Raw genomic sequence first — 24,405 nt, 5'->3', positions numbered from 1 at the left:
GTCGTCGCGCCTAGGCTGGAGCCACCCGCACGAGAGGAACCCAAGTGAGCCACCCCTTCGTCCGCCTGGCCGAGATCTCCGACGTCGCCGTCGACACCGCCGCCGTCGCCGCCCTGGTGGACGACGCCCGAGCAGGCGCCGTCGTCACGTTCGTCGGTGCCGTGCGCAACCACGACGGTGGCCGCGACGTGGACTCGCTGACCTACTCCTCCCACCCCTCGGCGGAGGGGGTCCTGCGGGAGGTGGCGGAGTCCTTCCGGGGTCGCGAGGGGGTCCACGCCGTCGCCGTCGTCCACCGGGTGGGTGAGCTGGCCATCGGCGACGTGGCGCTGTTCGCCGTCGTCGCGGCGTCGCACCGTGGCCAGGCGTTCAGTTGTGCCTCGGACCTCGTCGACCGCGTGAAGGCGACCGTCCCCATCTGGAAGCACCAGCACTACACCGACGGCACGTCGGACTGGTCGAACCTGCCGTAGCCCGGTGCGCGCCGACTCCCCGCCGTCGTCGCCCCCGCGCGCCCTTCCCCACTCGGTCCGCTAGACCACTCCGCTCGTCCCGGGCGGTGGTGAAACGTATCAACAAGTGGTTGGGAGCCCGTTAACGGGCGTAGAACCACTTGTTGAGTTCCTCCCTTGTGGAAAGTGACGCACGGGACCACCGCACAACCAGAGTGTGGAGCATGAAGGGAAGGAAATCTCCGACGGCGGGCCTGGTGCAACTGGCCAAAGCGCAGTCGGGTGTGCTGACCATGTCACAGCTGAGGAAGCACGAGCGCTCGGAGAAGATCCGCCGTCGCTGGGCGGCCGGCTTGGTGCGGATGGCCCCGGGCTACTACTGCACGACTGAACCGACGTGGCACAGCTGGTGCTGGGCCGGAGTGCGGAGGGGAGGAACAACGAGTGTGGTGGGAGGTGCTGCTGCCGCGTACTTGCACGGCTTCATGACGACCCCGCCCGCGCGGATCACGATCTTCCATGGTGCAGGAAAGCCACTCGCGTCCATGGGCGGCGATGGCGTGGCCGTTGACCTGAAGCAGGGCAGCCGGGCAGGGCGAGGGACACCGCCGCGGACGTCTGTGGAGGTCAGCATCCTGGACCTGGCGGGGGAGTGCGACGAGAACGCGACCATCATGGCCGCCACTCGGGCGATCGCCGAGGGGAAGACCACGCCGTCGCGGATCCTGGAAGCGCTGGAGGAGCGACGTGCGGTGCGGCATCGGAAGGTGCTGGAGCGGGTGTGCGACGAGGCGTCGAAGGGAGTTGAGTCCGTGCTCGAGTGGCGGTTCCTTGAACTGGTGCTGCGTGCTCACGGCTTGCCGCTCCCCACGCGGCAGGTGTCAGTGGTGGAGCACAGCCGCTCGGACAACGTGTGGGAGGAGTACGGGCTGCTGGTGGAACTCGACGGCCACCTCGGCCACGAGGACGCTTTCCGTGACCTGGACCGGGACAACCGGGCCGCGCTCAAGGGGTACGTCACGCTCCGCTACGGCTGGCACGACATCCACGAGCGCCCCGCGGAGGTGGCTGCCCAGATCCGGCAGGCGTTGATGGCGGCGGGCTGGGACGGTGCCCACCCCCGTCGCGGCCGGTGACTGGCCCCGGTGTTCTGGAACGCATCAACAAGTGGATCGCAGCCCATCAACGGGCCTGGAACCACTTCCCGAGTTCGTGACCGCGCCTTCGGAGTCCAAGCCGATTGGTCACCGCTATCCTCGGGACCGGAGTCGATGGAGGAGGAAACAGTGCGCACCGTTGAGGAACACCTGAGTGCAGTCCTCGCGCTCGCGGACCCCCTCCCCCCGGTGACCGCGACGGTGCACCCGGACCCCGCGACGGTGCTGGCCGCCGACGTCGTCGCCCGCTACCCCGTGCCGCCCTTCGACAACTCGGCCATGGACGGCTTCGCCGTTCGTTCCGACGACGTGGGCTCGGCCCCCTGCGTGCTCGCCGTCGTGGGTGACGTCCCCGCTGGAACCGCCAGCACCCAGACCCTGCAGCCCGGGCAGGCCATCCGCATCATGACCGGTTCCCCGCTGCCGGCTGGCGCCGACGCCGTCGTGCCGGTGGAGCACACGGACCAACTGCCCGGGGACCAACCGCTGCCCGCACAGGTGGAGGTCCGCGCGGCCGTGCCCGCGGGGCGGCACGTGCGCCGTCGGGGCGAGGACATCGAGGTGGGTGCGAAGGTGCTGGCCGCCGGAGACCCCGCCACCCCCGCGGCGGCGGCGGCCGCGGCGTCGATCGGCCACGCGCAGTGGCAGGTCCGCCCCCGACCGCGGGTGCTGGTGGTCGCCACCGGGGCTGAGCTGGTCGCGCCCGGTGACCCGATCGGGCCGGGCCAGATCCCCGACTCCAACGGCCTCCTCCTCAGCGGGCTCGTCACCCAGTTCGGCGGCGAGGTGGCGGCCGTCCTGCGCGTGGGCGACGAGCCGCAGGAGTTCATAGAAGCCCTTGCCACGGCCGGTTCCGTCGATCTGGCGCTCACCACCGGAGGGGTCTCCGCCGGGGCCTTCGAGGTGGTCCGTCAGGTCACCAGCGGCAGCGTCGAGTTCGTGAAGGTTGCCATGCAGCCGGGCAAGCCGCAGGGTCTGGGCCACTGGGGCATGGCGGGCCGCCGGGTCCCGCTGCTGGCGCTGCCCGGCAACCCCGTCAGCGTGTTCGTCTCCGCCTGGCTGTTCGCCAGGCCTCTCATCGCGCACCTCGCCGGCCGCCCCGCCCAGCTGGCCACCCGGCAACTCCCGGCGCTCGACGGTTGGCGCACCCCGCCCGGACGCCGCCAGTACGTCCCCGTTGCCATCACCCCCGACGGCGTCCGCCCGGCCCACGCGCTGGGCTCCGGCTCCCACGCCATCGCGTCCCTGCACCTGGCCGACGGGCTCGCCGTCGTCCCCGCCGATGTGGACGAGGTCCACGCCGGCGATGTCCTGGAGGTAATCGACACCAATGCCTGAGTTCACACACCTCGACGCCGCGGGCCAGGCCCGCATGGTGGACGTCACCGCCAAGCAGCCCACCGTCCGCACCGCCACCGCGAGGGCCAAGGTCACGTGCTCCGACGAGGTGGTGGCCGCCCTGCGCGACGGCACCGTCCCCAAGGGCGACGTCCTCGCCGTCGCCCGGGTGGCCGGGATTGCCGCCACCAAGAAGGTCCCTGACCTGCTGCCCCTGGCCCATGTCATCGGTGTCCACGGTGCCCGGGTGGACCTGAAGATCGTCGACGACGGCGTGGAGATCGAGGTGGAGACCCGCACGGCGGACCGCACCGGAGTCGAGATGGAGGCGCTCACCGCCGCCACCGTCGCCGCGCTGGCCATCGTCGACATGGTGAAGGGTGTGGACCGCAGCGCCGAGATCGTCAACGCGCGGGTGACCGCCAAGTCCGGCGGCCGCTCCGGGGACTGGCGCCGGGAGTAGTCCCCGCGGCGATGAGGCGCGGACGCGCCCACGATTGACGCGTGCGGGCCGGCCGCTAGTGGCTCTCGCCGTCCAACTGCCCGACGACGTGGGCGCCAACCTCCGCCACCACGGCGACGGCGTCCCGCGCGCCACCGCGTGACCCGGGGGCGTTGACCACCAGGGCTGAGCGTTCGCCGTCGCGGATGGCCACGGCGAGCCCGCGGGATGCGATGGCAAGCGGCGTGTTGGCCAGGCCACGGCGTCGGATCTGCTCCGGGATACCCGGGAGTTCCTGGCCTCCGAGCGCGGCGGTGGCCTCCGGCGTGACATCCCGCGGTGCAACGCCCGTGCCGCCGGTGGTGAACACGATGCGGGCACCGTCGGCGATGGCGGCCCGGATGGCCTCCTGGATGGGCGCCACGTCGTCGGGAACCACCACGATCCCGGCAACGTCGAAGCCAGCTGCCGCCAGCGCGTTGCGGGCGACGGGGCCGGAGCGGTCCTCGTAGTCGCCGTGGTGGGCGCGGTCTGAGACGGTGATCACGGCTGCTCGGATTGCCATGCGCCCATGCTAGAGCAGGTGGCTCGTGTGGAAACCAACACTCGTGCAGCGAACTTGCACGCAGATGCGGTGCTATCGTCGGAAATATGACGCAGATACGGATATCGCAGGCTGCTCTGTTGCTCGGGGTGAGCGACGATTCCATCCGCCGCTGGGCCGCCGACGGCAAACTTGCCACGGTCAGTGACGACGTCGGACGCCAGGTGATCGAAGGCGCGGAGCTCGCCCGCTTCGCCGAGTCCCTCCACGCCGACGACACCCTCGCCGCACTCGACGGTGGCGCCGGGGTGCGCTCCGCGCGCAACCACTTCACCGGCATCGTGACCCGGATCCTGTCGGACAAGGTGATGAGCCAGGTGGAGCTCCAGAGCGGGCCCAACCGCGTCACGTCATTGATCTCCACCGAGGCCGTCGAGCAGCTCGGTCTGGAGGTGGGCAGCATCGCCACCGCCGTCGTGAAGGCCACCAACGTCACCATCGAGGTCCCGCGGTGAACCACTACGTCCGCCGCGCGGCCGCCGTGCTCCTGGCCGCCACACTGATCGGCGCCGCGGCCTGCTCGGCGGGGGAGGAGGCCCACCCGGTGGTCTTCGCAGCCGCCTCCCTCACCAACCCCTTCGCGGACCTCGCGGAGAACGCGGAGGTCAACGTCGACTACTCGTTCGGAGGCTCCAACGGACTTGTCGACCAGTTGGTGGGCGGCGCCCCGGCCGACGTCTTCGCCTCCGCCAACACGGCCACCATGGACCGGGCCGTCGAGGAGGGCGTCACCGCGGGTGAGCCCGTGCGGTTCGCCACCAACCTGCTGGTCCTCGTCACCCCGGCTGGCAACCCCGCCGGCATCACCGGCCTCGATGAATCCCTCGACGGCGCCAAGCTGGTTATCTGCGCCCCGGAGGTGCCGTGCGGTGCCGCCACCGCAGCGCTGGCCGAAACGGTCGGGATCACGCTGGAGCCCGTCTCGGAGGAGTCGGCTGTCACGGACGTGCTCGGCAAGGTCACCTCGGGTGAGGCCGACGCCGGGCTCGTCTACGCCACCGACGCCGCGGGCGCGGGGGAAGACGTGGAGACTCTCGAGATCCCGGAGTCGTCGCAGCATGTCAACGAGTACTGGATCGTCGCTGTGAAGGGCGGCGACGCCGATTCCGCGTCCTCGTTCATCGAGCTCGTCACCGCTGCGGCCGGGCAGGAACTGCTGGCTGACTTCGGGTTCGGGCCCGCCTGATGCCGCGCTGGACCTGGCTCCCGTTCGCGCTCGGTCTCACCTTCCTGGTGGTGCCGCTGGCGGGGATGCTGGCGCGGGTCCCGTGGGCGGAGCTGCCGGCACTGCTGGTCTCGCACGAGGCGGTGGAGGCGCTCGGCCTCTCGCTGCTGACCTGCGTCGTCGCGACGGCCGTCTCGCTGGTGCTCGGCGTCCCATTGGCGCTGGCCATGTCCCGGATGACGGGCCGCACGGCCGTCGTCGTCCGGACACTGGTGACCATCCCGATGGTGCTGCCTCCGGTGGTGGCCGGCCTGGCGTTGCTCTCGACGCTTGGCCGCCGCGGGCTCGTCGGGCAGCACCTGTCCGCGTGGGGGATCGAGATCGGCTTCACGACGGTGGCCGTGGTCTGCGCACAGGTGTTCGTCGCCATGCCGTTCCTGGTGATCGCGCTGGAGGGGGCGCTCCGGGCCGATTCAGGCGACTACGGCACCGTCGCCGCCAACCTCGGCGCCTCGCCCACCCGGGTGCTGTGGCGGGTCACGCTGCCCATGTCGATGCCGGCGCTGGTCTCCGGGGCGGCACTCACGTTCGCCCGCGCCCTGGGAGAGTTCGGCGCCACGCTCACGTTCGCCGGCTCGCTGGCCGGGACCACGCGGACGCTGCCGCTGCTGGTGTACCTCACGCGGGAGCAGGACACCGACCTCGCGCTCGCCCTGGCCCTCGTGCTGGTGCTGGTGGCGCTCGTGGTGGTGGCCGTCTCGGCCCGCTTCAACCGGCCGGTGAGCACATGACCGGCATCCGCGTCGACGCCGCAGTCAGGGTCCGCGACGTCGTGCTCGACCTCGACCTGCCCGAGGGGTCCTGCACGGCCGCCATCGGACCCAACGGTGCCGGCAAGTCCACCTTCGTCGGGCTGCTGTCCGGTGCGCTGCGTCCCGACACCGGCACTGTCGCCATCCACGGCCGCACCGTCGCCGGGCCGGGCGGTTTCGTCCCCCCGCACAAGCGTGGCGTCGCGCTGTTGGAGCAACGGTCGCTGCTGTTCCCGCACCTCGACGTCCTTGCCAACGCCATGTTCGGCCTTCGTTCCCGGGGAGTTCCCCGCCATACCGCCCGCGCGGAGGCCCTCGCCCAGCTGGAGCGGGTGGGTTGCGCCGACCTGACCCACCGCCGCCCCAACCAGCTCTCCGGAGGGCAGGCCCAACGGGTGGCGCTGGCGCGGGCGCTGGCGATCAAACCCGACGTCGTGCTCCTCGACGAGCCGATGGCGGCCATGGACGTGGCGGCGGCGCCCGAGATTCGCAGCCTGCTCCGCACCCACCTGGCCGGGCGGACATCTGTGCTTGTCACCCACGACCTGCTGGACGTCCTCACCCTTGCCTCCCACGTCGTCGTCCTCGAGCGCGGCCGCGTGGTGGAGCAGGGGCGGGTGGCCGACGTGCTGCCCCGGCCCCGCAGCCAGTTCCTCGCCGACTTCACCGGTGTCAACCTGCTCTTCGGAGACCTCGTTGACGGTGGGTTGCGGCTGGCCGACGGCACCGTCGTCGCCGGGCTTGCGGGCGACGACGCCACCGCCGGCCCCGGCTGGGCCAGCATCCCCGCCAACGCCGTGGGTCTGCACCTCGCGGACCCGCACGGCAGCCCCCGCAACGCGGTCGACGTCGTGGTGCGGGCCGTGGAGCCGCGCGGCCCGGTGGTGCGGGTAGTGGTGGACCTGGCGGGGCAGGCGCTGGCGGCGGACCTGACCACCGGGGCCGTGGCCGAGTTGGGGGTGGAGCCGGGGTTGCGGTTGGTGGCCTCGATCAAGGCGACGGCGGTCACCCTGTACTGACTCGGCGCCCGGAGTGCTGCGCTAAACTGCCGCAAAGGTTTGGAGGCCATTGTGTCCATCGGGCAAGCAGATGACGGACGCTCCGTCACAGAAGCTGCCCGAGGCGTTCGGCCGGCAACTCCCGGGTGGTCATGGGCGACGGTGCCGGAGATCGCCGAGGACGTCCGTGCCAACCTTGCTGGTGGTGACACCGGCCACGCCCTCAGGATGCTCATGGATGGCGTCAACCGGCTCCCGTCGGCACTCAGTGCAGACCGGCTCGACGAAGCCCTGACTGACTTCCCGACCACGGGAGACCATCGCTGGGACGCCCTCCTGAAGGGGGCTGTCAGGTACCGCCTCCACCAGATGGGGCGCAAGGCGCCGGCCTGGACCAAGGTGGAGCCCCTCAAACAGTTCTGGTGGCCCGTGGCCTACAGCAAGGAGAAGGCCTACGTCGACATGGCCCACACCCCGGCGGAACTGATGCGGATCGGCATCTTCATCGACGAGCGAGAGTTCACCCAGGCATGAACGGCGACGGACGCGACCTGAGCCGTGAGGACCTGTTGAGCCTGCTCACCGAAACCGGTGAGATCCTCCAGGCGAAGGGTATCGAGGCGAGTATCTACGTCGTCGGTGGGGCGGCAATGGCACTGGAGTACCAGTCGCGCCGCGTCACGCGTGACGTCGACGCGCAGATCAGGGCTGAACATGACGGCTTTCGCGAGGCAGCGGCCGTGGTTGCTGACCGGCACGGTCTTGGCCGGGACTGGGTCAACGCTGCCGCCACCGCGTTCATGTCGAACGAACCCGATGACGATGCCGAGGAACTCAACCTCCCCGGTCTGCGGATCGCGGTGGCCTCGGCGGAGCACCTGATCGCGATGAAACTGCGGGCCATGCGCGAGCGTGACATGGACGACCTGGAGACGCTGTTCCGGCACACGGGCATCACCGAACCCGAGCAGGCCGCCGACATCCACAACCGACTGTTCGACGAGTCCTACATCGGCCACGTGGACCCGGACGAGGCCCTTTACGCCGCCAGACAGGTCTTCGCCAGAGCGGCAGCCCAGGGCCGCCTGCTCAACTCCGGGAGCGACAACCAGTAGCCGGGTGCGGGACACTGACACGCTGCTTGCGCGCTGTGGTTCGATGGGGCCATGACGACTTCTGTTGACTTCTGGTTCGATCCCACCTGCCCCTGGGCCTGGATGACCTCCCGTTGGATGCTCGAGGTGGAGAAGGTCCGCGACGTCGAGACCACCTTCCACATCATGAGCCTCTCCGTCCTCAACGACGGCCGTGACCTTCCCGGCGACTACCGCAAGGCGATGGACAACGCATGGGTCCCCGCACGCACCGCGCTCGCCGTCGAGCAGGCCCACGGCTCACAGGGACTTCGGGACTTCTACACCGCCATCGGAACCCGCTTCCACCCCGGCGGCGAGCCGAAGGACGAGGCCACCATCCTCAAGGCCCTCGCAGACGTCGGCTTCTCCTCGGAACTCCTGGACATCGCCAGGACCGACGAACTCAACGACGCCCTGCGCGCCTCCCACCACGAGGGCATGGACCCGGTTGGCGACGAGGTGGGCACCCCGGTGGTCCGCGTCAACGGCATGAGCCTGTTCGGGCCTGTCATCTCGCCCGCGCCGAAGGGTGAGGAGGCCGGAGAGTTGTTCGACGGCTTCGTGAAGGTCACCGCCTACCCGGGCTTCTTCGAGCTCAAGCGCACCCGGACGGTGGACCCGATCTTCGACTGATCCCGGACCCACCCACCTGGGGAGGTCGAAGCCAGCAGGCGCTACGCCCCACGCCAGACGCCACGCCCATGGCGCTAGCGTCAGGGCGGGGGCGTAGCGTCTGGCCACGCGTCGGCGGAATCAGCGAATTGCCCCGCGAATCTGGGCATTTCGGCACGTCGCTGGCCAGCTCTCTTCACAAACGGTCTGGGCGGAACAATCCGCCCACCACGGAAGGGCTCACATGACCATTTCCCTCACCCCGTACCTGCAGTTCGACGGCACCGCGCGCGAGGCCGTCGAGTTCTACCAGAGCGTCTTCGGAGCCGAACTCACCCTCAGCACCTTCGGCGAGGGCATGGGCGAGATGGCCGACCCGGCAACAGCGGATCGCATCATGCACGCCTCGCTGTTCGTCGAGCGCGGCTTCCACATCATGGCGTCGGACACCATGGCCGGGATGCCGGATCCCGTCAACGGCGTCCTCTCGCTGAGCTCCGACGGCACCAACCCGGCCGACGACGACCCGCTGCGCAGCCACTGGGACAAGCTGACCGACGGCGGCACCATCGACCTGCCGCTCGAACTCGCCCCGTGGGGTGACGCCTTCGGTCAGCTCACGGACCGGTTCGGTGTTCGCTGGATGGTGAACATCACCGGCACCCAGGAGTGATCAACCCGACGCCGTCGCGCGCAGGAACGCCTGCCAGCCGGCGGCGTCGGCCAACGGGGCGGTGATCCCGAGTTCCTGCTGGACCGGCCGCAGTGCGTCGCGGGTCTGCTGGTCGTAGGAACCGGTGACCTCGACGTCGCGGCCATGGACGTGCAGCAGCGCCGACTGCACCAACTGCACCTGCACCTCGGAGCGCTGACGGAACGTGCTCAACTCCTCGCCCGAGACCGAGTTGTCCACGTGGATGTGGTTGTGGTGCTGCGCGTTGTACAGGTACGTCAGCGTGTAGGTGAAGTGCAGGTGCAGCGACGCCGCCAGCCGCCAGTAGTCCCGCAGTTGGGCGTCGGTGCCGGGGTTCCAGGTGTCGTAGCGGCAGGAGATGGTGCCGCCGTCGTGGACCACTTCCGCGAAGTCGAAGGCGCGTCCGGCCTGGTGGAAGGAGCTGCACTTGTCGACGTAGGCGCCGTAGCTCCAGACCTCCCGGATCGCGCCCAGTCCGCTGAGCGCCGCCCAGTCCTCCGCCCACAGCTCGAGGCGCTCGAGGAAGGCGGGATCCGAGCGCATCGGCGTCGGTGTGCGGTCGATCTCGTAGCCCAGCGTTCCCGTGCCGACCGTGGAGAAGTCCACGAGGGACTCCGGGGTGCGGCAGCGGTCGGCGCCGTCCGGGATCCCCGGGATGTCAGGGACGACGTCGCTCCCGCAGCCGGCGAGCAGCACGGCCCCGCCAGCCAGCAGCAGCCCGCGCCGGGAGAACTTCGCCATGTGACAAGGGTATGTGGTGCGCGGGATGGTCTTTTCGACGACGCTCGCTTCGCTCGCTGCTCAACCACCGGGGGGTAGCCCGGCTCAGCCACCGATGGTTGAGCAGCACGCGCGAGCGGCAGAGCCGGGCGTCGTCGAAGCCCCTTCAATCGCCCGCTGGTGGTCCTCACCGTCCGTCATCTTCAATTGTTGGTGATGGCGTGAGGAGGGGTGATGTCTGGGACTGGCGGCAGCAGGGCTCCTCGAACCATGCGCAGGTTCTGGCGGACCTCGCGCCCGAAACTGATGGGTCGGGTACGACGGTTCACGGGGTTGTCATTGCCCGCCCTGCTACTCACGGTGATCGCGGTCGTGCTCTTCGTGGTGGGACACATCGACCTCTTGAGCGGCGCTGGAGACCTGCTCGTAGCGTGGCAGCAGTTTGCATTGGTTGCGATGGTCCTGCTGAACGGCAGCTACCTGGCCGTCGCTGCCAGCAGAATCCTCACCTCGCATGGGGTCCATCCCAGGCTGTGGGTGATGGGGGCTGTGGTCCTGTACGTGCTGTTCATGGCCGTGGTGGGGCTGCGGGGGTGCATCGTGGGCGGTGTCCCATTCTGGAGCGAGCTCTACTACGGGCTTCTGATGATGGTGGGGGAATCGTCCAGAGGTGCGTGTTCGCCGGTGCCGCTGGCAGCCCAAATGGCAGGTTTCGCCGGGATGGGCGTGCTGCTGGCAGCGGCCGCCAGCGTCGTCGCGGCAATGACTTCCCGGCAGCTCGCCGGCCTGCGGGCGAACTGGGCCAGGCGCGTGATTCTGGTCAGTGGTCTCGAGGTGGATTCGTTGCGGGTGATCCGCGCGTTGCTCGACGACCCGAACGGTTGCATGGTGGTGGTGGAAGAGCCGGATCCGGAGCACCACCTGCTGGCGCAGGTACGCGGATCGGGGGCGGTGGTGGTCCGCAACATCCTGGGGGGCGGGGAGCGGGACCGTCGTCGGCTCAAGAAGCTCTTGACCTCCGGCCGGGGAGTGATCGCGCTGGAGCGTGCCTACCTGCTCAGTTCTGACGACCGGCGCAACGTCGCGAGGGCCGAGCACCTGCGAAATGTGCTGCGCGAGTTGAAGCAGCAGCACGACTACCTGCCGCCACCGCGGATCATCGTCCGCGTGGACAGGTACCGGCAGGCGAGGCACTACGTGACCGAACAGCTGCAGGACTGGGCACCGGGGCCGGAGTCTGCGGAGAGCTCCCACCAGCCGGTCTCGGCCTTCATCTCGGTCATCGGTCGGCACCAGTTGACTGCCCAGATGCTCGCGCAGCACATCGCCGAGCGCGGCCAACCGGACCACGTCGTCGTGGTGGGGCGCACCGACCTCGCCGAGGCGTTCTGCGACGACTACTCGACGCAACGCGCTGCCGCCGGTCTCCTTGCCGCCAGCATCCAGGGGCCGAACGACATGGCTGTCAGGATGCTGGAGTTCCAGAGCACGAAGGCCTCGCTGCCCGACGTCGTGAGGGTGGACGACGTCCCGGGGCTCGACGAGCTGGTCCGGCTGCAGGACGAGCATCGGCGCACGAGCGTGGTGATCACCACCGTCCTCGACGAGCAGGGCCTCGCGTCCCTGGAGGATGCCGCCCTCAAGCTCGACGGCGGGAGCATCCGGATCTTCGTGCTCAACGAGTCCACCTCCGGTCTCTCCGAGTTCCCAATGCTGGGCACACTGCACACGTTCGGGCTGTCACTGGGAGGTCGCAGGATTGAGCGGACACCAGATCCTGAAGAGCTCTTCACCCGCGACCCACTCGTCGGAGTGCCGCCGGATGTCTGGTTGCGGTCCGCGCGGCTGGCTTCCGATGCGTACGGGATCAGCTATGGACCGAACTCCTGGGTCGACGACGACCCAGAGGCGCGGGAGAGCAACATGCGCGCGCTGCGCCACGTGCTGTGGTACCTGACCTCGAACGGTTTCGAGTGGGTGGCCTCCCGCGACGTCGGCATCCGGGCAGACCCGGTTCCACCGGATCTGCTGGACTCCTTCGTGGAGAAGGAGCACGAGAACTGGGTCCAGTTCAAGAGGCATCACCGCTGGGTGGGGACGAAGGCTGAGACCACTGACAAGAAGGCACGGGAGAACCACCTGCTGTTCCCGTGGAAGGACCTGCCGGAGGACCGAAGGAAGACGGCCCGGACCAACACGTTGGGTAGCGTCGAACTGGTTCTGCAGGTGCTCGCCGTCCAGGGGATCCATCCCGTCAGGATCGCGCCCAGGCGCTACGTTCGCAGTGGGGAGGTGCGGTTGGTCCGTACTGTCGGAGATGCCGGAGAGTCCTGGACGACGGAGACCGGTCAGGAGATGCAGGCCAAACCCGGGGACCACGTGTTGTCCGACGGGACACGCGAGTGGACCATCGGGCCCGAAGAGCTGGCAAAGACCTACCGGCCAGTCTCGGCGGACATTTGGGCCCGCACTGGCGAGGTGACCGCGCAGCTGGCCTACCCCGGGGAAACGGTGGAGTCCCGAGAGGGCCCGCAGACGGCCGAGGCTGGTCAGTGGCGGGTCACGGACGATGCTGGTAACTCCTGGTTGGTTCCTGCCGATAAGTTCGAGGCCAACTACCGGCCCAAGCCGGCTGCCCAGTAGGCGCCCGTCCGGCTTCTCAACTACCAGCGCCGGCGGTCAGGCAATCGCAAGCAGATACCCGCGGCTCGAGACCTCGTCCTCCAGTTCCCTGAGTGCGGTGAGGATCTGGGGGGTGGGCTTCGGGGCCGGTCGGCCTGTGACTTCGACGGTTGCCACCCGGTAGGCATCGAGCGCGACGTGCCCGCATCTCCGAAGGCGGAGGTAGGCATCCTTGAACATCGCTGCGAGCAGTTGCTCGATGTGGTCATCCTCGGGCCTGCACAGGTTCTCCGGCAGGGTTTGGCCCCCGCCGTTGGACAGGAGCGGGAGGGTGAGGTTGCTGTACACCCAGTCCTGCCCCGCCACCTGCTTGGCGACCTGGATCACCATGGCCACCTCGCGCCGCACCATCGACGTCGTGCTCCCCTCGTCGGGGAAGTGCTTCTCGCGCTCCTGGAGGAGACCGTCGATGGGCCAGCGCCCGGCCACGTGGTTGGGGCTGAACGGGTAGGCACGCAGGATTCGGAACAGCACCACCAGCCAGGGGCCCCGGTGCCCGGCTGCGTCGAGCAGTGCGACGTTGACGCGGGCCGGGACCCCGTCGTCGCGCCCCGGTTTGGCCGGGTAGCCCGCCGCCGTGCGTGCGCTGCGGCTCAGCTCCACCAGGGCCGTCCTGGCCACCCGGTAGGCGTAGGCCCCCGGGTCGGCGACGGTGCCTCCATCCAGCTTGGCCATGAGCTTCAGCAGGATGGCGGCGACGAGCTCGTGGAGCAGGTCGAGGCAGCCGGCTCCGCGGCAGACCTCGTGGAGACCGCGCCCGTGCGGATCCTGCGGCCCGTACGGTGCTTCGCGGGTGTAGCAGGTGCCGCGGTTGTGGAACTTGGTGCCGCGGTCCTCGCGGCTGGCGTTCCAGCCGGCCTCCGCGGCCAGCTGGAGCAGATCGTGTGGTCCGAGATTGCTATTGCCTGTTGTGATTTCCCCCATGGAGATCAGCTTGAAGCCGTTCATCCCGTTTCGCCACAGGAAGTGTGGAAAGTGTCACAACTTTGTCAAGGGACGCTGCTCGGCAGGCGAGTTTTGCTACAGATCAGAGCGAAGTGGGTACCCGCCGGGGAATGTCGCACTGTATGGAATCCCTGGGTTCTTATCAGTGGTCCCCGGCCTCAGATGCCGATATTGGTGCCGTCCCAGTGCCAACGGACCCCGTAGGAGACACCGGGATACATCCGGTCGAATTCGATGGTGTGGCGGGCCTGGACCGGATGGATCAGGGTGGATCCGGGGACCCGGTGCAGGTCTTCTATGTGCAGCCGCGACGCGAACTGCTCCAGCGCTGCGGGGCGCCTGTTGCCGAACTGGAGATCAACCTGGGCCTTGTAGGCGCTGCCTCTGGGGCGGAACCCGATCATCGGGGCTAGCGCGTCCGGGCTCGGGAACTGGATGGAGGTGGCGAAGGACTGCTCGTCGCCCACTTCGAGGGGCTTGCGGAAACGGAGTCGGTACTGCCAGGTGGACTCGCCCACCTTGAGGGGTTCTTCCAATGCACAACCCTCAAGCGCCTTCAACGGGAAGGTCTCCCGGCCGGTCCACCACGGCATGCGCACGTGCTCGATGACGTGGTCGAGCCGGTCCACCAGGGACCGGATGGTGCGCTGGCTCGAGATGATCGGCTGATCCTCTCGCAGATCCACCCAGGTGCGGGACCTCACGTCGATGTGGTCATCCGTCGGGATGGTACCCTCCGACATGCGCGGTTCGCCGAGCAGGATTCGGGTCAGGCGCGCAACCGCGTCGTCGTAGTAGCGGTAGGCCGTGCGAGCCGATCTCCCCACCGCCTCCCCGGCGATTAACATCCGCTCCCTGGCCGACTCGGGGGATTTCCGGCTGAAGCCGGCAGCCTTGATGAAGACGGTGCGGTGCGCTCTTGTCTTGCGGTCATCCGTCCTCTCGGTCAATCTCTCGGCGACTGTCAACATGGCGCGCTTGACTGCACCGTGCTGTGCGCTGGCGGAGGTATCCGCGTCAATGCTGAGAATCCGAAGAAGCTCGGGGGAGAACGCCTCGATGTGATTGATTCCCTTGGTCCTCCATTCATCGAAGACCTCGGCCAGCACATGGACATCACCCTGACGGTCGAGCATGTCCTCCCCCTCTCCGCTGTGCCAAATAGTAGTGGTCGGCAACCATGGTTTGGGCTCGGCCCAAGTTTCTGGGGTGCGCATCGGCCATCCGTCCGTCAGAAGACATCGGACGTAGGAAGGCAGGTGGGCGGTGAAACTGGTTGCCCTGTGCGCGCAATGGGTCACGCAACAGCCGGTCTGGGCTGAGGTTTCGAGGGCTGCCCACGGAATCACCGCCGATCTGGTCGCGCAGGCGCTACTTGTTCCAAGAATGGCAAGAGCCTCTGACAATCATCCGCCGGGTGCGTCCCACGATCTGTCCCCGGAACAGGAACGCGATGTCAGATGCCTGCTCCTGACAGAAGATCTCTGGTTCGCCTCCCGCATGCGGGTGCTCAACACTGTGCTGCCGGACGGCATCGGTGAGGCGCAGCGCCGCGGGATCAACTGCGCATCCCCCGACATGGCACGCAAGCTCCTGCAGGCCATGGACCAGTTCGATGCAGACTCGATTCGACTCACCGATATCGAGCTCCAAGTGATCCTGTTGACCTACCTGAGCAATCACGCCAACACCCTGGCCAGCAGGGCGCTGGCCAGGGGCGGGTCGTGACCGCTCGCGAGACGGTGGACGCTTGGGCTGGTTGGCTATCACCAGTAGAACCACATGGATGGCTCCTTCCTTTTCGGGAGGGTTGTCCCTCACCGAAAAGGCGGAGCCGGGAACGCATTCTTCGGAGATCTTGTGAACCGGACTACTTGTAGGCGTTGTGGAACAACGGAAAGGAGCCGACCCCTGTGGGTGTCGGCTCCCTGTCGTTGCTCCGGGTGCGCAGTGTCAGTCGTCTGGCAGTGGGGGCAGCAGTTCCCAGGCCGCCAACTCCGCAAGGAATGGGCGGTCAGGCAAGTCGCCGGTTTCAAGGCCTTCCGCAGCAAGCGCCCTTGCCAGCCTGCGGCGTGCGAGCAGCACGTCCTGGACCAGAACAGGCACCTGACCAGGCTCCTGGCCTTCGCCGGCTGCGGCCAGCGCCAGGTCTTCCTGCAGTGGAGGCCGGAGCGCCAGAGCGACGATCGCGTCGTCGTCCAGCCGCCCTGTTCCCTCTGCCAGGGCCTTCAGTGCGTCCGGGAGTTGTTCCGGGTGGGTCTGGAGCAGCGCCCGCGCACCCGCGAGGGCAACCTCCGCAGCCTTTCCGGAATCCTGCTCGGACCATTCCTTGCTCAGCCAATGGGCTGTCGCGACGGCACCGGCGGCGCCGTCAAGGATAGCCTCCACCCGGGCGCGCCCCAACAGGGGCATCTCGGCGAGCGCAGCGATACCCGTCTCCAGACGAACCAGATCGGTTTCGAACGGAGATGTGACCGAGCCGGTCCCCGGGTGGGAACGCTGCAGCCACTCGCCCAGTGCCACCCGGCTCAGGGTGTGCGGCTCGACGTCCAGGGGATGGAGCGTGGCGGAACCGGAACCCTGTAGCTCATCCCAGGCCCGGGCGGTGTAGAAGATGCTGGCCAGCCGTGGAGCCCGCGTCACCGGTGCGACGAGCAGGGGGGCGAGCCCGATGTCGCCGGGGTGCCAGTAAACACGGCCGCCCTCGGCCAGTTGAGCCGCGGCCAGGTCCTCCTTGTCGAAGGCAATTGCCCAGCCTGGAGCGATGATGGTTTCGTCGTCTCGCGTCTCCAGGACCAGCCTGGTGCCGGGACTCGAGGCGCTCCGCTCCGCGACCGCCATCTCGAACAGTTGCAGGTTCAGGTCCCCGGCACTGTCGGCCCGAAGGCAGGCTTCGGCCCAGCCCTCGCTGGGCGCGATGTGGCGTACGAGGCGACGGAACTGGGCTGATCGCTCAGGACTCGCGAGTATGGTTTCGGCAAGCTCGGCGGTGAAGCCCTCAAGGATGCCGTCGATGATGTCATTGGCGCGTGGCGCGCTTCGCAGCAGCGCTGCGATCTCCGGGTCCGGAGTGATGTGTGGGTCCATTTTCCTCAGCCCTCCTCGACGGGAAGATGCTCGGAGCATCGCTCAACGCAGAGGAACTGCGGGGCGTGCTGGTGTTGGTGGGGAACGTGCACTGCGTAGAGTGCCTCGGCGTTGTGGAGCGCACTGATGATTGCCTCGTCAGTGGCCTGGGCAAGGTTCTGCAGCGCCCGTGCGGATTCGATGAGCTGGGCCTGAGGGATTGGGTACCTGCCCCTTGCGAAAGCAAGCAGCTCGCCGGCACGCTGCATCAGCCTGCGGCCGTCGGTGGGAATCAGCGGTCCGGCCTTGTGAACCAGATCCAACAACTTGTTCATGACGCCGTGTTTCACGACGGCGGCCTGCGGAGGAGCGAGCACGATGAACAGGTAGATCCCCAGCCGCATCAACGAGTCTGCCGCGCCTGTGGTGTCGCTGATGAAGTTGGGTCTTCTTCCCAGGTGATCAGCCAGGTCCTTGCGCCAGAACTGTCTCTGGTCCGGGAAGTTTCTGACAATTTCCCAGTCTTCGTCGGTCATGATCTCAATGCGGTGCTCGAGTTCCAGATAGAGCCTGACGACGAGGCCGGCAGGGTGCTTCAACTGCGGCGTACTGTCCCGCTCGATGCTCACCTGGAGGGTTCGGATGGCCACCTCCACGAGGATCTCCGGCACGTCGCTCAGGAATGCTTCCTCTGCTGAGATGCCCACCAGATCCCCTGCGACGTAGCGGTCCTCCCTGCGCTCCCGGCTAGTCTTGGCCCGGGCAAGGTCAGTCAGGACGTTTCGCAACTTGGTCCTGACCCCGGTGGAGGTCAGGGCAGCAGGGTCCATGCCGTGGCTGATCAGTCCAAGGAAGTACTCCTTGGTTCTCATCACGGCCTCGACGTAGTCCAGTCCGGAGCCCGTCCTCTCAATCGGATGGCGTATCAACTGGGCGACGGTGTCCATCAGCCTGGTCAGGGCGGCCTGTTCTGGCGTCGGGTCCTCTGGCGCCAGCTCGTCTGATCCTTCGGTCATGGACTCCCCCTCCATCGTTCTCGCACATTCTAGGGTGGCGACGATGGAGGGGGAGCGAGAACAGCCCCGCCCGCTACTAGTTCGCCCCGGGCTCCAGCGGAGCGCGGACCAAGGGCGTGGCATCTGGCCGACCGACCACCCTTGCGATGAAGTCCCTGGAGAAGGACTTCAGGCGAGATTCGCGGGCGTCGGCCTGCTTCAGCGCGTGGGTCAGCAACTCGCCCAACTGCTTCAGGCCGTCACTGCGGGCGCCGATGCGTTCGTGGACAGCCACAGATTCTGCCTCGAGGAGAGCCAGTTGCTGGACGAGGCCGTCGATCTCCGCGCGATGGCGACGCAGTTCCCGCCGCTCCGGCACGAGGACCTTCCGGGCTGACCAGACGGTACCGATGACCGATGCCACGTAGAGCACCAGCATCAGCACGGTGGCGGGGAGCTCGGTGTCGGTGTGCTCCACCACAAGGCCGGTTTCTGCTCCCACCGCGCCACCGGTGAAGCCCAGACGCCAGCGGGCGAAGGCCAGTGCAGCACCCACGCCCAGTACGCAGACGAGCAGAAGCCAACCGACGATCCTGTTCCCGTGGTTGAACTCGGTACCCACTTTCGTCGCGAGCCCTGCACACGCTGCTCCAAGTCCGATCATGAGGCCGATGATGATGGCCTCGCTGAAGTCCGGGAAAAGCTGGGCGATGACCGGGTAGCCCAGGAGCGTATCCAGGGTCATCCCGAGCCACGCGACGATCATCAGGACCCGCGCGACCGGGGGCACGTTGAGCCCCGGTGGGCGGTGGTAGGGAGAGGTCTGGGGGTTTGGGCTCATGGGAGTTCTCCTTCGTGGGGCTCGTGCGAGTTGAAGTTCATGGAACGAACGTTGTCCGGGGTCTCGTGGGGCGGGTCAGGAATCTCTCCGGCCGGACCATCCAGCAAGTTCTCCCAGTCGTCGACGCCGAAGGGGAAGTCTGCCTTCTCGGTGTTGATCAGGATGGGCCGAACTGTCAGCGGCACTTCTGGCAGCACTGGACGCCTGCCGGTCAGGGTCTCGTAGGTGGCGGTGTAGGCGGCGTAGGCCGTCTGCAGGTCGCTGCGCGCCTGTGACACTTTCCCTGCCACCTGGGACTGGGCGAGTTTGGCCTGCTCGAAGAGACGGGCCTCGACCTTGTGGCACTGGACGTCGGCGGAACGGATCTTGTCCCGGAGTTCGGCCATCTCGTGGTGGATCTCGCGATCCATCAGGTCGGGAACCAGTCCATCGAGCCCACCGCTGTCGGCGTGGCCCTGGATCCGTTCGGAGATCCAGGCGAACTGCTGCCCGATCTCCGGCAACTCCCAGGCGGGGTCCCCGGGTGAAAGGGTGGCCCAGTCCTTGATGTGGCTGAAGTGCTCGCTGTCCTCCTCGACGTCGGAGAGCGCGATGCGGGTCGGGGGAGGCAGCGTTCGGTCCAGAGGCCGGGGCGTCGCGGGCGCGGGCTGGCCCCGGAAGAGGGAACGCAGTCGGCTGAAGAAGCTCATGTCTTGGGTCCTTCCGTCAGTGGGTGAGCTGGGTTGGGGTGGCAGCCGTGTAACCACCGGTGCCGAGTTCCGCCGCAGCCCAGTCAGGCATTGGCAGTACGGGAGCCAGGAACGTGATCCCACGGGAGGGGCGGCTCATCCCGCGGGCGTAGGTGCTGGCGCGACGCTGGTAGTGCTCCAGCAGTTGACGGGTGCGTTCCTGCAGCACGCTCCAGTGGGAACGCTTCTGCGTGACGATCACGTCGATCTGCTGGAGCACGGTCCGCCGCCGCTCGGCCGCCTGGGTCTGTGCCGTCCGCAGTTGGGCCAGCGCAGTCTGGCGCTCGAGGGCCTTGCGTCGAAGCACCTCGTCGTCGTCGCTGAAGCCTTCTCCCGCGCCCAGGGACTCGCGCAACGGGCTGCCCTGCAGTTCGGCAAGGTCCGAGGCCAGTTGCCCGATGTGGTCGGCGGCGACGCGCTCCTCCGCCGCGAGGGCAGCCTGCTCCTTGTCCAGCAACGCCACCAGCGCGTCGGTGCGGGAGCGCCCTTGGGCGACGGCGTTGCCGCACTCGGCGAACAGCCGCTGCAGCCAGGCCGATGAGGCGGTCTGCAGCGGCTCCATGTGCTCGGTTCCGCGGAGGCGGTCCTGCCGTCCCGCCCAGTGGTCGCGGGTGCGGGTCCACCAGCCGTAACGCAGCGGCTCGTCCGGGACCAGGAGGAAGACCGGCAGCGCGTCCGGGATGTGTGCCTGGTCGGCGCTGATGGCAACAGAGGTTTTCTTCTTCATCTGACTGGCTCCTTCTTGGGTCGGGTTCAGCATTCTTCGCGCAGGATCACGATGACCTTGCGGTTCTTGGTCCGGAGGCTGGGGACGGGGTTGCCGTCGGCGTCGTGGTCGGGCACGTACTCTGGGTAGTTGGGGCCGAGGCCCTCGGTCGCAACGATCTGCTCAGGTGCGGCTCCGAGTTCGATCACAAGAGCCGCTGCAGCCTCTGCCCGCCTCCGGGAAAGCTCGATGCCCTCATCCGGATCTCCTGAGTGGACGTTGGCCGTCGTGCCCTGGATGCGGGCAGTGCGCGACGGGACAGCTGCGAGCCACCGGGCGATTGGAGTCAGAGCGGCGCGGGCCTCATCGAGGCTCACCCACTCGGCAGTCTCCGGACGGAAACGGGCGCCGGAAGCGCCGTCGAAGCTGAACTGCTGCGGGGTGCACGAAGCTGTTTCCTCGGGCGTCGGCTCCACCGGGACGACTGGCTCCGGCGGAGCCACCGAGACGGGAGTCACGGTGTGGGGAGTCACCACCGCGTCGCCGCTCAGGGGGTTGGGATCCACTTTCACGACGGCGCCGCCTGCTTCCAGCGCCGCGGTCCAGATGGCGGTGAGGTTGTCGCGATCCTGCGGGGACAGGGGAGCCTGCGGGCCGGCCGTCCAGCCCGTTGAGGTGAGGTGGATCTCGATCTCTTCGAATCCGGAACCCAGCTCCAACAGTTGGCCGCTGGCGCGGAGGTAGTCCGTCACGTCGCCCGGGTCCGAACGGAGCGCCCCGTCGGCGGTCATGCCCAGCGCCCCGACGGTGTCGATCCCGCACAGCAGGCAGATGATGACGGGCCGCTTGAGCCCCAGTGCCAGGGCGGAGTCCCGTGCGACGGCGAGGGCACCGTAGGCCGACACCTCGTCTGAGTTCGGCAGTGCGGTGACCGCCACCTCGACTGTGCTCAGCGCCTTCGAAACGCTGCGCTGCCGGGCGGGTCCGTTGCCACCCGTGACCGTTGGAATCTGGATGGCCACCGGTTCCGGTGAACCATCCGCAGACACGACGCTGACCGGCATCGAGCGCTCCAGCGCGAGTCCCAACTGTTCACGGTTGCTGGGGGACAGTCGGGGCATGGGTACGTTGGCGTGCGATGCGGTGACGATGACGACGCCATCGGTGGCGATGGGCTCCAGCTCGGTGGCCTGGGACGAGGTGCAGGCGCCGAGCCCGACGACCAGCGTGGCCGAGCAGAGCAGGGCGGTGATGGGGTTCTTCACTAGGGAGTTCTCCTTCCAGAGGGGTGGCTCTCACTTACTTGGCGGACCAGAGATGCCAGGTTTCGGTGAATCCCGGGAACGACTTTCAGATCTTTCGTCCGGGGCCGGAACCGTGCCTTGCTTTTGACCAATAGGCGGAGCGACTGACGACAAGTTCGGGGATTCCGGCAATACGATGTGGCAAAGGAGATGGGGCTGACATGGGGAGCGGGCTGGGCGGATCGGCGAGGGCTGCAACCTCGCCGCCAAAGCGTGAGGAAGTCGTCGCGGCGGATCTGGCAGGGGATCTGGATCTGGCGGTTGACCTCGCCCGAGCCACAATCCATGCGGGAGACTCCGCCGAGGACCTCGCGGTCCGTGTTCGCACCCTGCTCCTGCTCGCCCGCACCCTGCGCCACCGGGAGGACCACAGCAGCCTCGCCGATGCGCGCTCGCTCACCCGGACGGTGCTGGCGCTGGCCCGGCTCACCGAATCCGGAGGTGGGACCCTGACCGCTGCCGCGGAGTTGGAGCTGGCAGCCTGCCTTGCCGCTGCGGGGCTGTATCGGCAGGCACACGAGGCGGCCAAGGTGTTGCGACACCACCCGAACCACCGCCTGGCAGGCTGGGCCTGGAGCACGATGGGTCAGGCCAATCTCGGAGCCCGCCGCCCAGCCGCAGCCGTCTCAGCCATCTCAAACGCCCTCGCCGAGTTTGCACGAGCAGATCCAGGTCAGCGGATTCTGGGAACCAGGACCCGGCTTGGGGCGGCACTGTTGGCCACCGGGGACGTGGCGCAGGCTGCGGACCTGCTGACGGGTGACCTACCCTCGTGGCGCGAGCCGGGGGCGTCGCGTCGGCTGCGGATCCAGCACCACCTCACCACCGCTGCAGCGCTGCGCGGCACGGGGGAGATCGGTGGGGCCGTCCGACTGCTGCGGCAGGTTGATGCCTTGCTCGCAGGTCGAACCGGAATGGATTTCACCAGGGTGCGATTTCATCACGAGTACGCAACCTGCCTGCGGATCTGGGGACAACTTGCCGACGCCCAACACCAGTTCGACTTGGGTGAACAGGTTCGGGCCGGCCTGGCCGGAGTGCCCCGTCCTGGACTGCGACATGACCGCAGCCCGGTCCCGGACACTCCGCTACCCGTTGCCTCCGTGATCGCACCACAGGATCCGCTGGAGGAACTCCAGGCCAGTGCGGACGAACTGTCCGTAGCCGTTGAATCGGACGTCACCTCCAGGGGGGTGCGGCTCGCCACCGGAAGGTGGCGCAGGGACCTTGGATCCGTGCGGTTCGCGCTGCTTATGGTGCAGGACACTGAAGGTGCAGATGCCATAGTCGAACGCGTTGAGCGGCTCGAAGGGATGCCTGACGGTGAGCGCGCGGAGGCCATGCTGCTGGTTGAGGCCGGGGAGGGTTTGGCTCGGCCGGACTCCCTGCATCCCCTGCAGGCGGAGCGACTGCTGCGCAGGGCGTTGGTCCGGCTCGAACGATTGACCGGCCTGGAGTTGTGGCGGGCCCGGGCCGAACTGGCCCTGGCCAAGGTCCTGCGCTCCGACAACCGGGAGGAAGCGCTCCGCCATGCCCTGGCGGCGGTGCAACGCCTCGACGAGGAGCGGTTCCGGATGCGGCATCGTGACCTGCGCGGGAACTGGCTTGCCGAAGTGTTCCACCCTGCCTCCCACCTCGCGATCGAACTCGCACTGGAGTGCGGTCGTACCGAGGTGGCTGCGGACCTGGTGATCTTCTCACGAGTGGCAGGAGTGGTGGCTCCGGGGGACCTGGCGGCCAGGCAGGGTGAACTGCCGCTCACCGCCGTGCCCCGTCTGTACTACACCGACGGAAACAGATCCGACCTCGGCAGTGGAGGCTCCTGCCTATTCCTGTAACTGGCGGGGAGGGGCGGTGATGGTCATGGCCGCCCCCCAGAGCAAGGGCGAGGTACCCCGCGAAGCTGGGTTCCGCCACTCCCGCAGGCACAAACGCTGCCAGGCGTTCAAGGCCTCGACGGGGTCATCAGCCAACTGAGCCGCCTCAAACCCCCTGGCCAATTGAAGGAAGGCCCGGGTGGCGTTGGATTTGTCGGCGCGGAGCGCAGTCTCGGTTGGCAGCGTCCACAAGGTGGCATGAACGGTGTCTGCGCCGTTGTGGAGCATTGCGGCTGCCAGACCGAACGGCTCGAGATCCAGCATGTCGGTGCCCGAGGCGCAGGCCACGACGGCGACCCTCGGTGGCATGGGCCACTTCTCCGGCTCAGCCATGAGTTCGTGGGCGGTCAGCGGGTCCGGGGAGGCGCCCGTGTCGTCGGCCAGCAGGAATCCCATGTTTCCTGAACTGCCCGGGGTTTCACAGTGGCCGAGCAGAAACAGCCGGGATCGTGGCTGCCCGAGCGCCCGCGAGAGGCCATCGGCGCTCCACGGGCGTCCCATATCGGATGGGTTGGCGATGCCCAGATCTTGCCGGTCCGCCTCCGAAAGGACACGGGATCTGTGGGGGAGGAACGGGTCGATGACGTGCAGGGGCGGGAGACTGCGCGCAGTGCCCCAGGGCATCGGCGACGGCGCGTCGTGGCGGAGGTCCCTGGGCAGGATGGGTGCCATCCAGGAAACATCAGCGATATCGAGCAGACGTCGCTCCTCATCAACGGGAAGCAGACCCCAGGGGACAGCCGCAGCGTTGGGTGGGGGCGCTATTCGAACCTGTAGGCGATCCCCGGATGCTGCCGCCTCGATGAGTTGCGTGAGCAGTGACTGCGGCAGCAGGACCGCTGCCAGTTCCTGCATGAGCGTGAGTTCCGTGTCGCGATCGGTGAGATCGCCCTCCAACGCCAGGGATTGCTCATCCTTCGGGAGCGCCGCGTGCAGGCGCGCGAGTGGGGCGTCGGCCTTCCGGATTTCAGCGACGCCAAGAGGATAACGCGCCGACCAGCGCCAGGTGAGCCAGCGACCGTCGCTGTGTCCGACGATCTGAACGGTCCGAACCGCCACCATCCGTCCCCCGTAGAATGTCCGTCACCCGGAGTGTCGGGTGCCAGACTTAGCATGCCAGACCACACAGGA

At 68.0% G+C, this 24,405-nt stretch carries 26 protein-coding genes; 15 read left to right on the top strand and 11 right to left on the bottom strand.

Annotated features, from left to right (window positions below):
- Window positions 1–44 precede the first annotated feature (44 nt).
- From FOJ82_RS13570 to moaC, 4 genes are all read left to right on the top strand, one after another.
- On the top strand, window positions 45–473 hold the full coding sequence (locus FOJ82_RS13570; RefSeq protein ID WP_246099895.1) for a molybdenum cofactor biosynthesis protein MoaE: 429 nt from the start codon (window positions 45–47) through the stop codon (window positions 471–473).
- A 203-nt stretch (window positions 474–676) separates the two neighbouring features.
- Window positions 677–1,588, top strand: coding sequence for a DUF559 domain-containing protein (locus FOJ82_RS13565; protein ID WP_143939037.1), 912 nt, complete (start codon window positions 677–679; stop codon window positions 1,586–1,588).
- Window positions 1,589–1,738: 150 nt separating this feature from the next.
- Window positions 1,739–2,947, top strand: a complete 1,209-nt coding sequence (locus tag FOJ82_RS13560; protein ID WP_246099894.1) for a molybdopterin molybdotransferase MoeA — start codon at window positions 1,739–1,741, stop codon at window positions 2,945–2,947.
- Entirely contained in the window at window positions 2,940–3,410 is a 471-nt protein-coding gene (gene moaC, locus FOJ82_RS13555; RefSeq protein ID WP_143939035.1) for a cyclic pyranopterin monophosphate synthase MoaC, read from the top strand. Before FOJ82_RS13560 ends, moaC begins: the two co-directional genes overlap by 8 nt.
- A 55-nt stretch (window positions 3,411–3,465) precedes the next feature.
- Here moaC and FOJ82_RS13550 read toward each other — a convergent pair whose 3' ends face one another.
- Complete coding sequence (locus FOJ82_RS13550; protein ID WP_143939034.1) at window positions 3,466–3,954, bottom strand: MogA/MoaB family molybdenum cofactor biosynthesis protein; 489 nt, start codon at window positions 3,952–3,954, stop codon at window positions 3,466–3,468.
- Between the two features lie 86 nt (window positions 3,955–4,040).
- On the opposite strand from FOJ82_RS13550, the gene FOJ82_RS13545 reads away from it, so the two are divergent.
- The 8 genes from FOJ82_RS13545 to FOJ82_RS13510 all read left to right on the top strand — a co-directional run bounded on the left by FOJ82_RS13545 (window position 4,041) and on the right by FOJ82_RS13510 (window position 9,389).
- Complete coding sequence (locus tag FOJ82_RS13545; RefSeq protein ID WP_143939033.1) at window positions 4,041–4,448, top strand: TOBE domain-containing protein; 408 nt, start codon at window positions 4,041–4,043, stop codon at window positions 4,446–4,448.
- Complete coding sequence (gene modA, locus FOJ82_RS13540; RefSeq protein WP_143939032.1) at window positions 4,445–5,179, top strand: molybdate ABC transporter substrate-binding protein; 735 nt, start codon at window positions 4,445–4,447, stop codon at window positions 5,177–5,179. The genes FOJ82_RS13545 and modA overlap by 4 nt, the downstream gene beginning before the upstream one ends.
- Complete coding sequence (locus tag FOJ82_RS13535) at window positions 5,179–5,949, top strand: ABC transporter permease (protein ID WP_143939031.1); 771 nt, start codon at window positions 5,179–5,181, stop codon at window positions 5,947–5,949. The genes modA and FOJ82_RS13535 overlap by 1 nt, the downstream gene beginning before the upstream one ends.
- Window positions 5,946–6,989, top strand: coding sequence for a sulfate/molybdate ABC transporter ATP-binding protein (locus FOJ82_RS13530; protein ID WP_143939030.1), 1,044 nt, complete (start codon window positions 5,946–5,948; stop codon window positions 6,987–6,989). Before FOJ82_RS13535 ends, FOJ82_RS13530 begins: the two co-directional genes overlap by 4 nt.
- 141 nt (window positions 6,990–7,130) lie before the next feature.
- Complete coding sequence (locus tag FOJ82_RS13525; RefSeq protein WP_143939029.1) at window positions 7,131–7,502, top strand: hypothetical protein; 372 nt, start codon at window positions 7,131–7,133, stop codon at window positions 7,500–7,502.
- A complete protein-coding gene (locus FOJ82_RS13520) occupies window positions 7,499–8,083 on the top strand; it encodes a DUF6036 family nucleotidyltransferase (RefSeq protein ID WP_143939028.1) in 585 nt (194 codons plus the stop codon). The genes FOJ82_RS13525 and FOJ82_RS13520 overlap by 4 nt, the downstream gene beginning before the upstream one ends.
- A gap of 51 nt (window positions 8,084–8,134) precedes the next feature.
- The gene (locus tag FOJ82_RS13515) at window positions 8,135–8,737 is read left to right on the top strand and encodes a DsbA family protein (protein ID WP_143939027.1); all 603 of its coding nucleotides are present in this window, start codon (window positions 8,135–8,137) and stop codon (window positions 8,735–8,737) included.
- 223 nt (window positions 8,738–8,960) lie between these two features.
- Window positions 8,961–9,389, top strand: coding sequence for a VOC family protein (locus FOJ82_RS13510; RefSeq protein WP_143939026.1), 429 nt, complete (start codon window positions 8,961–8,963; stop codon window positions 9,387–9,389).
- Here FOJ82_RS13510 and FOJ82_RS13505 read toward each other — a convergent pair whose 3' ends face one another.
- A complete protein-coding gene (locus tag FOJ82_RS13505; RefSeq protein WP_143939025.1) occupies window positions 9,390–10,151 on the bottom strand; it encodes an extensin family protein in 762 nt (253 codons plus the stop codon). It lies immediately after the preceding gene.
- Between the two features lie 318 nt (window positions 10,152–10,469).
- Here FOJ82_RS13505 and FOJ82_RS13495 point away from each other — a divergent pair, with 318 nt between their 5' ends.
- Window positions 10,470–12,773, top strand: coding sequence for a hypothetical protein (locus FOJ82_RS13495; RefSeq protein WP_185975802.1), 2,304 nt, complete (start codon window positions 10,470–10,472; stop codon window positions 12,771–12,773).
- 36 nt (window positions 12,774–12,809) lie between these two features.
- Here FOJ82_RS13495 and FOJ82_RS13490 read toward each other — a convergent pair whose 3' ends face one another.
- Together FOJ82_RS13490 and FOJ82_RS13485 are read right to left on the bottom strand one after the other, a co-directional pair.
- Window positions 12,810–13,760 (bottom strand): hypothetical protein, encoded by a 951-nt coding sequence (locus FOJ82_RS13490; protein ID WP_143939023.1) that lies wholly within the window; start codon window positions 13,758–13,760, stop codon window positions 12,810–12,812.
- A 155-nt stretch (window positions 13,761–13,915) separates the two neighbouring features.
- Complete coding sequence (locus tag FOJ82_RS13485) at window positions 13,916–14,893, bottom strand: aldo-keto reductase family protein (RefSeq protein WP_143939022.1); 978 nt, start codon at window positions 14,891–14,893, stop codon at window positions 13,916–13,918.
- 130 nt (window positions 14,894–15,023) lie between these two features.
- On the opposite strand from FOJ82_RS13485, the gene FOJ82_RS13480 reads away from it, so the two are divergent.
- The gene (locus tag FOJ82_RS13480; protein ID WP_143939021.1) at window positions 15,024–15,485 is read left to right on the top strand and encodes a hypothetical protein; all 462 of its coding nucleotides are present in this window, start codon (window positions 15,024–15,026) and stop codon (window positions 15,483–15,485) included.
- Between the two features lie 225 nt (window positions 15,486–15,710).
- On the opposite strand, the gene FOJ82_RS13475 is transcribed toward FOJ82_RS13480, so the two are convergent.
- The 6 genes from FOJ82_RS13475 to FOJ82_RS13450 all read right to left on the bottom strand — a co-directional run bounded on the left by FOJ82_RS13475 (window position 15,711) and on the right by FOJ82_RS13450 (window position 21,358).
- Window positions 15,711–16,844: a hypothetical protein gene (locus FOJ82_RS13475; protein WP_143939020.1), complete on the bottom strand. Its 1,134-nt coding sequence runs from the start codon at window positions 16,842–16,844 to the stop codon at window positions 15,711–15,713.
- A gap of 5 nt (window positions 16,845–16,849) precedes the next feature.
- Window positions 16,850–17,839, bottom strand: coding sequence for a hypothetical protein (locus FOJ82_RS13470; protein WP_143939019.1), 990 nt, complete (start codon window positions 17,837–17,839; stop codon window positions 16,850–16,852).
- 76 nt (window positions 17,840–17,915) lie between these two features.
- Entirely contained in the window at window positions 17,916–18,659 is a 744-nt protein-coding gene (locus FOJ82_RS13465) for a hypothetical protein (RefSeq protein WP_143939018.1), read from the bottom strand.
- On the bottom strand, window positions 18,656–19,348 hold the full coding sequence (locus FOJ82_RS13460; protein ID WP_143939017.1) for a hypothetical protein: 693 nt from the start codon (window positions 19,346–19,348) through the stop codon (window positions 18,656–18,658). The genes FOJ82_RS13465 and FOJ82_RS13460 overlap by 4 nt, the downstream gene beginning before the upstream one ends.
- Before the next feature lie 16 nt (window positions 19,349–19,364).
- Complete coding sequence (locus tag FOJ82_RS13455; protein WP_143939016.1) at window positions 19,365–20,114, bottom strand: hypothetical protein; 750 nt, start codon at window positions 20,112–20,114, stop codon at window positions 19,365–19,367.
- A 26-nt stretch (window positions 20,115–20,140) separates the two neighbouring features.
- Window positions 20,141–21,358, bottom strand: a complete 1,218-nt coding sequence (locus FOJ82_RS13450) for an OmpA family protein (protein WP_143939015.1) — start codon at window positions 21,356–21,358, stop codon at window positions 20,141–20,143.
- Window positions 21,359–21,558: 200 nt separating this feature from the next.
- Between FOJ82_RS13450 and FOJ82_RS13445 the strand changes: the two genes are divergently transcribed.
- Window positions 21,559–23,235, top strand: coding sequence for a hypothetical protein (locus FOJ82_RS13445; RefSeq protein WP_143939014.1), 1,677 nt, complete (start codon window positions 21,559–21,561; stop codon window positions 23,233–23,235).
- Here the strand turns inward: FOJ82_RS13445 and FOJ82_RS13440 are convergent.
- Entirely contained in the window at window positions 23,224–24,336 is a 1,113-nt protein-coding gene (locus FOJ82_RS13440; RefSeq protein WP_143939013.1) for a hypothetical protein, read from the bottom strand. The genes FOJ82_RS13445 and FOJ82_RS13440 overlap by 12 nt on opposite strands.
- Window positions 24,337–24,405: the final 69 nt, after the last annotated feature.

Source organism: Tessaracoccus rhinocerotis (assembly GCF_007197885.1).
GTDB classification, from domain to species: Bacteria; Actinomycetota; Actinomycetes; order Propionibacteriales; family Propionibacteriaceae; genus Arachnia; species Arachnia rhinocerotis.
The sequence above is the reverse complement of the archived record's forward strand: the minus strand, read 5'-3'. Positions and strand labels throughout refer to the sequence as shown.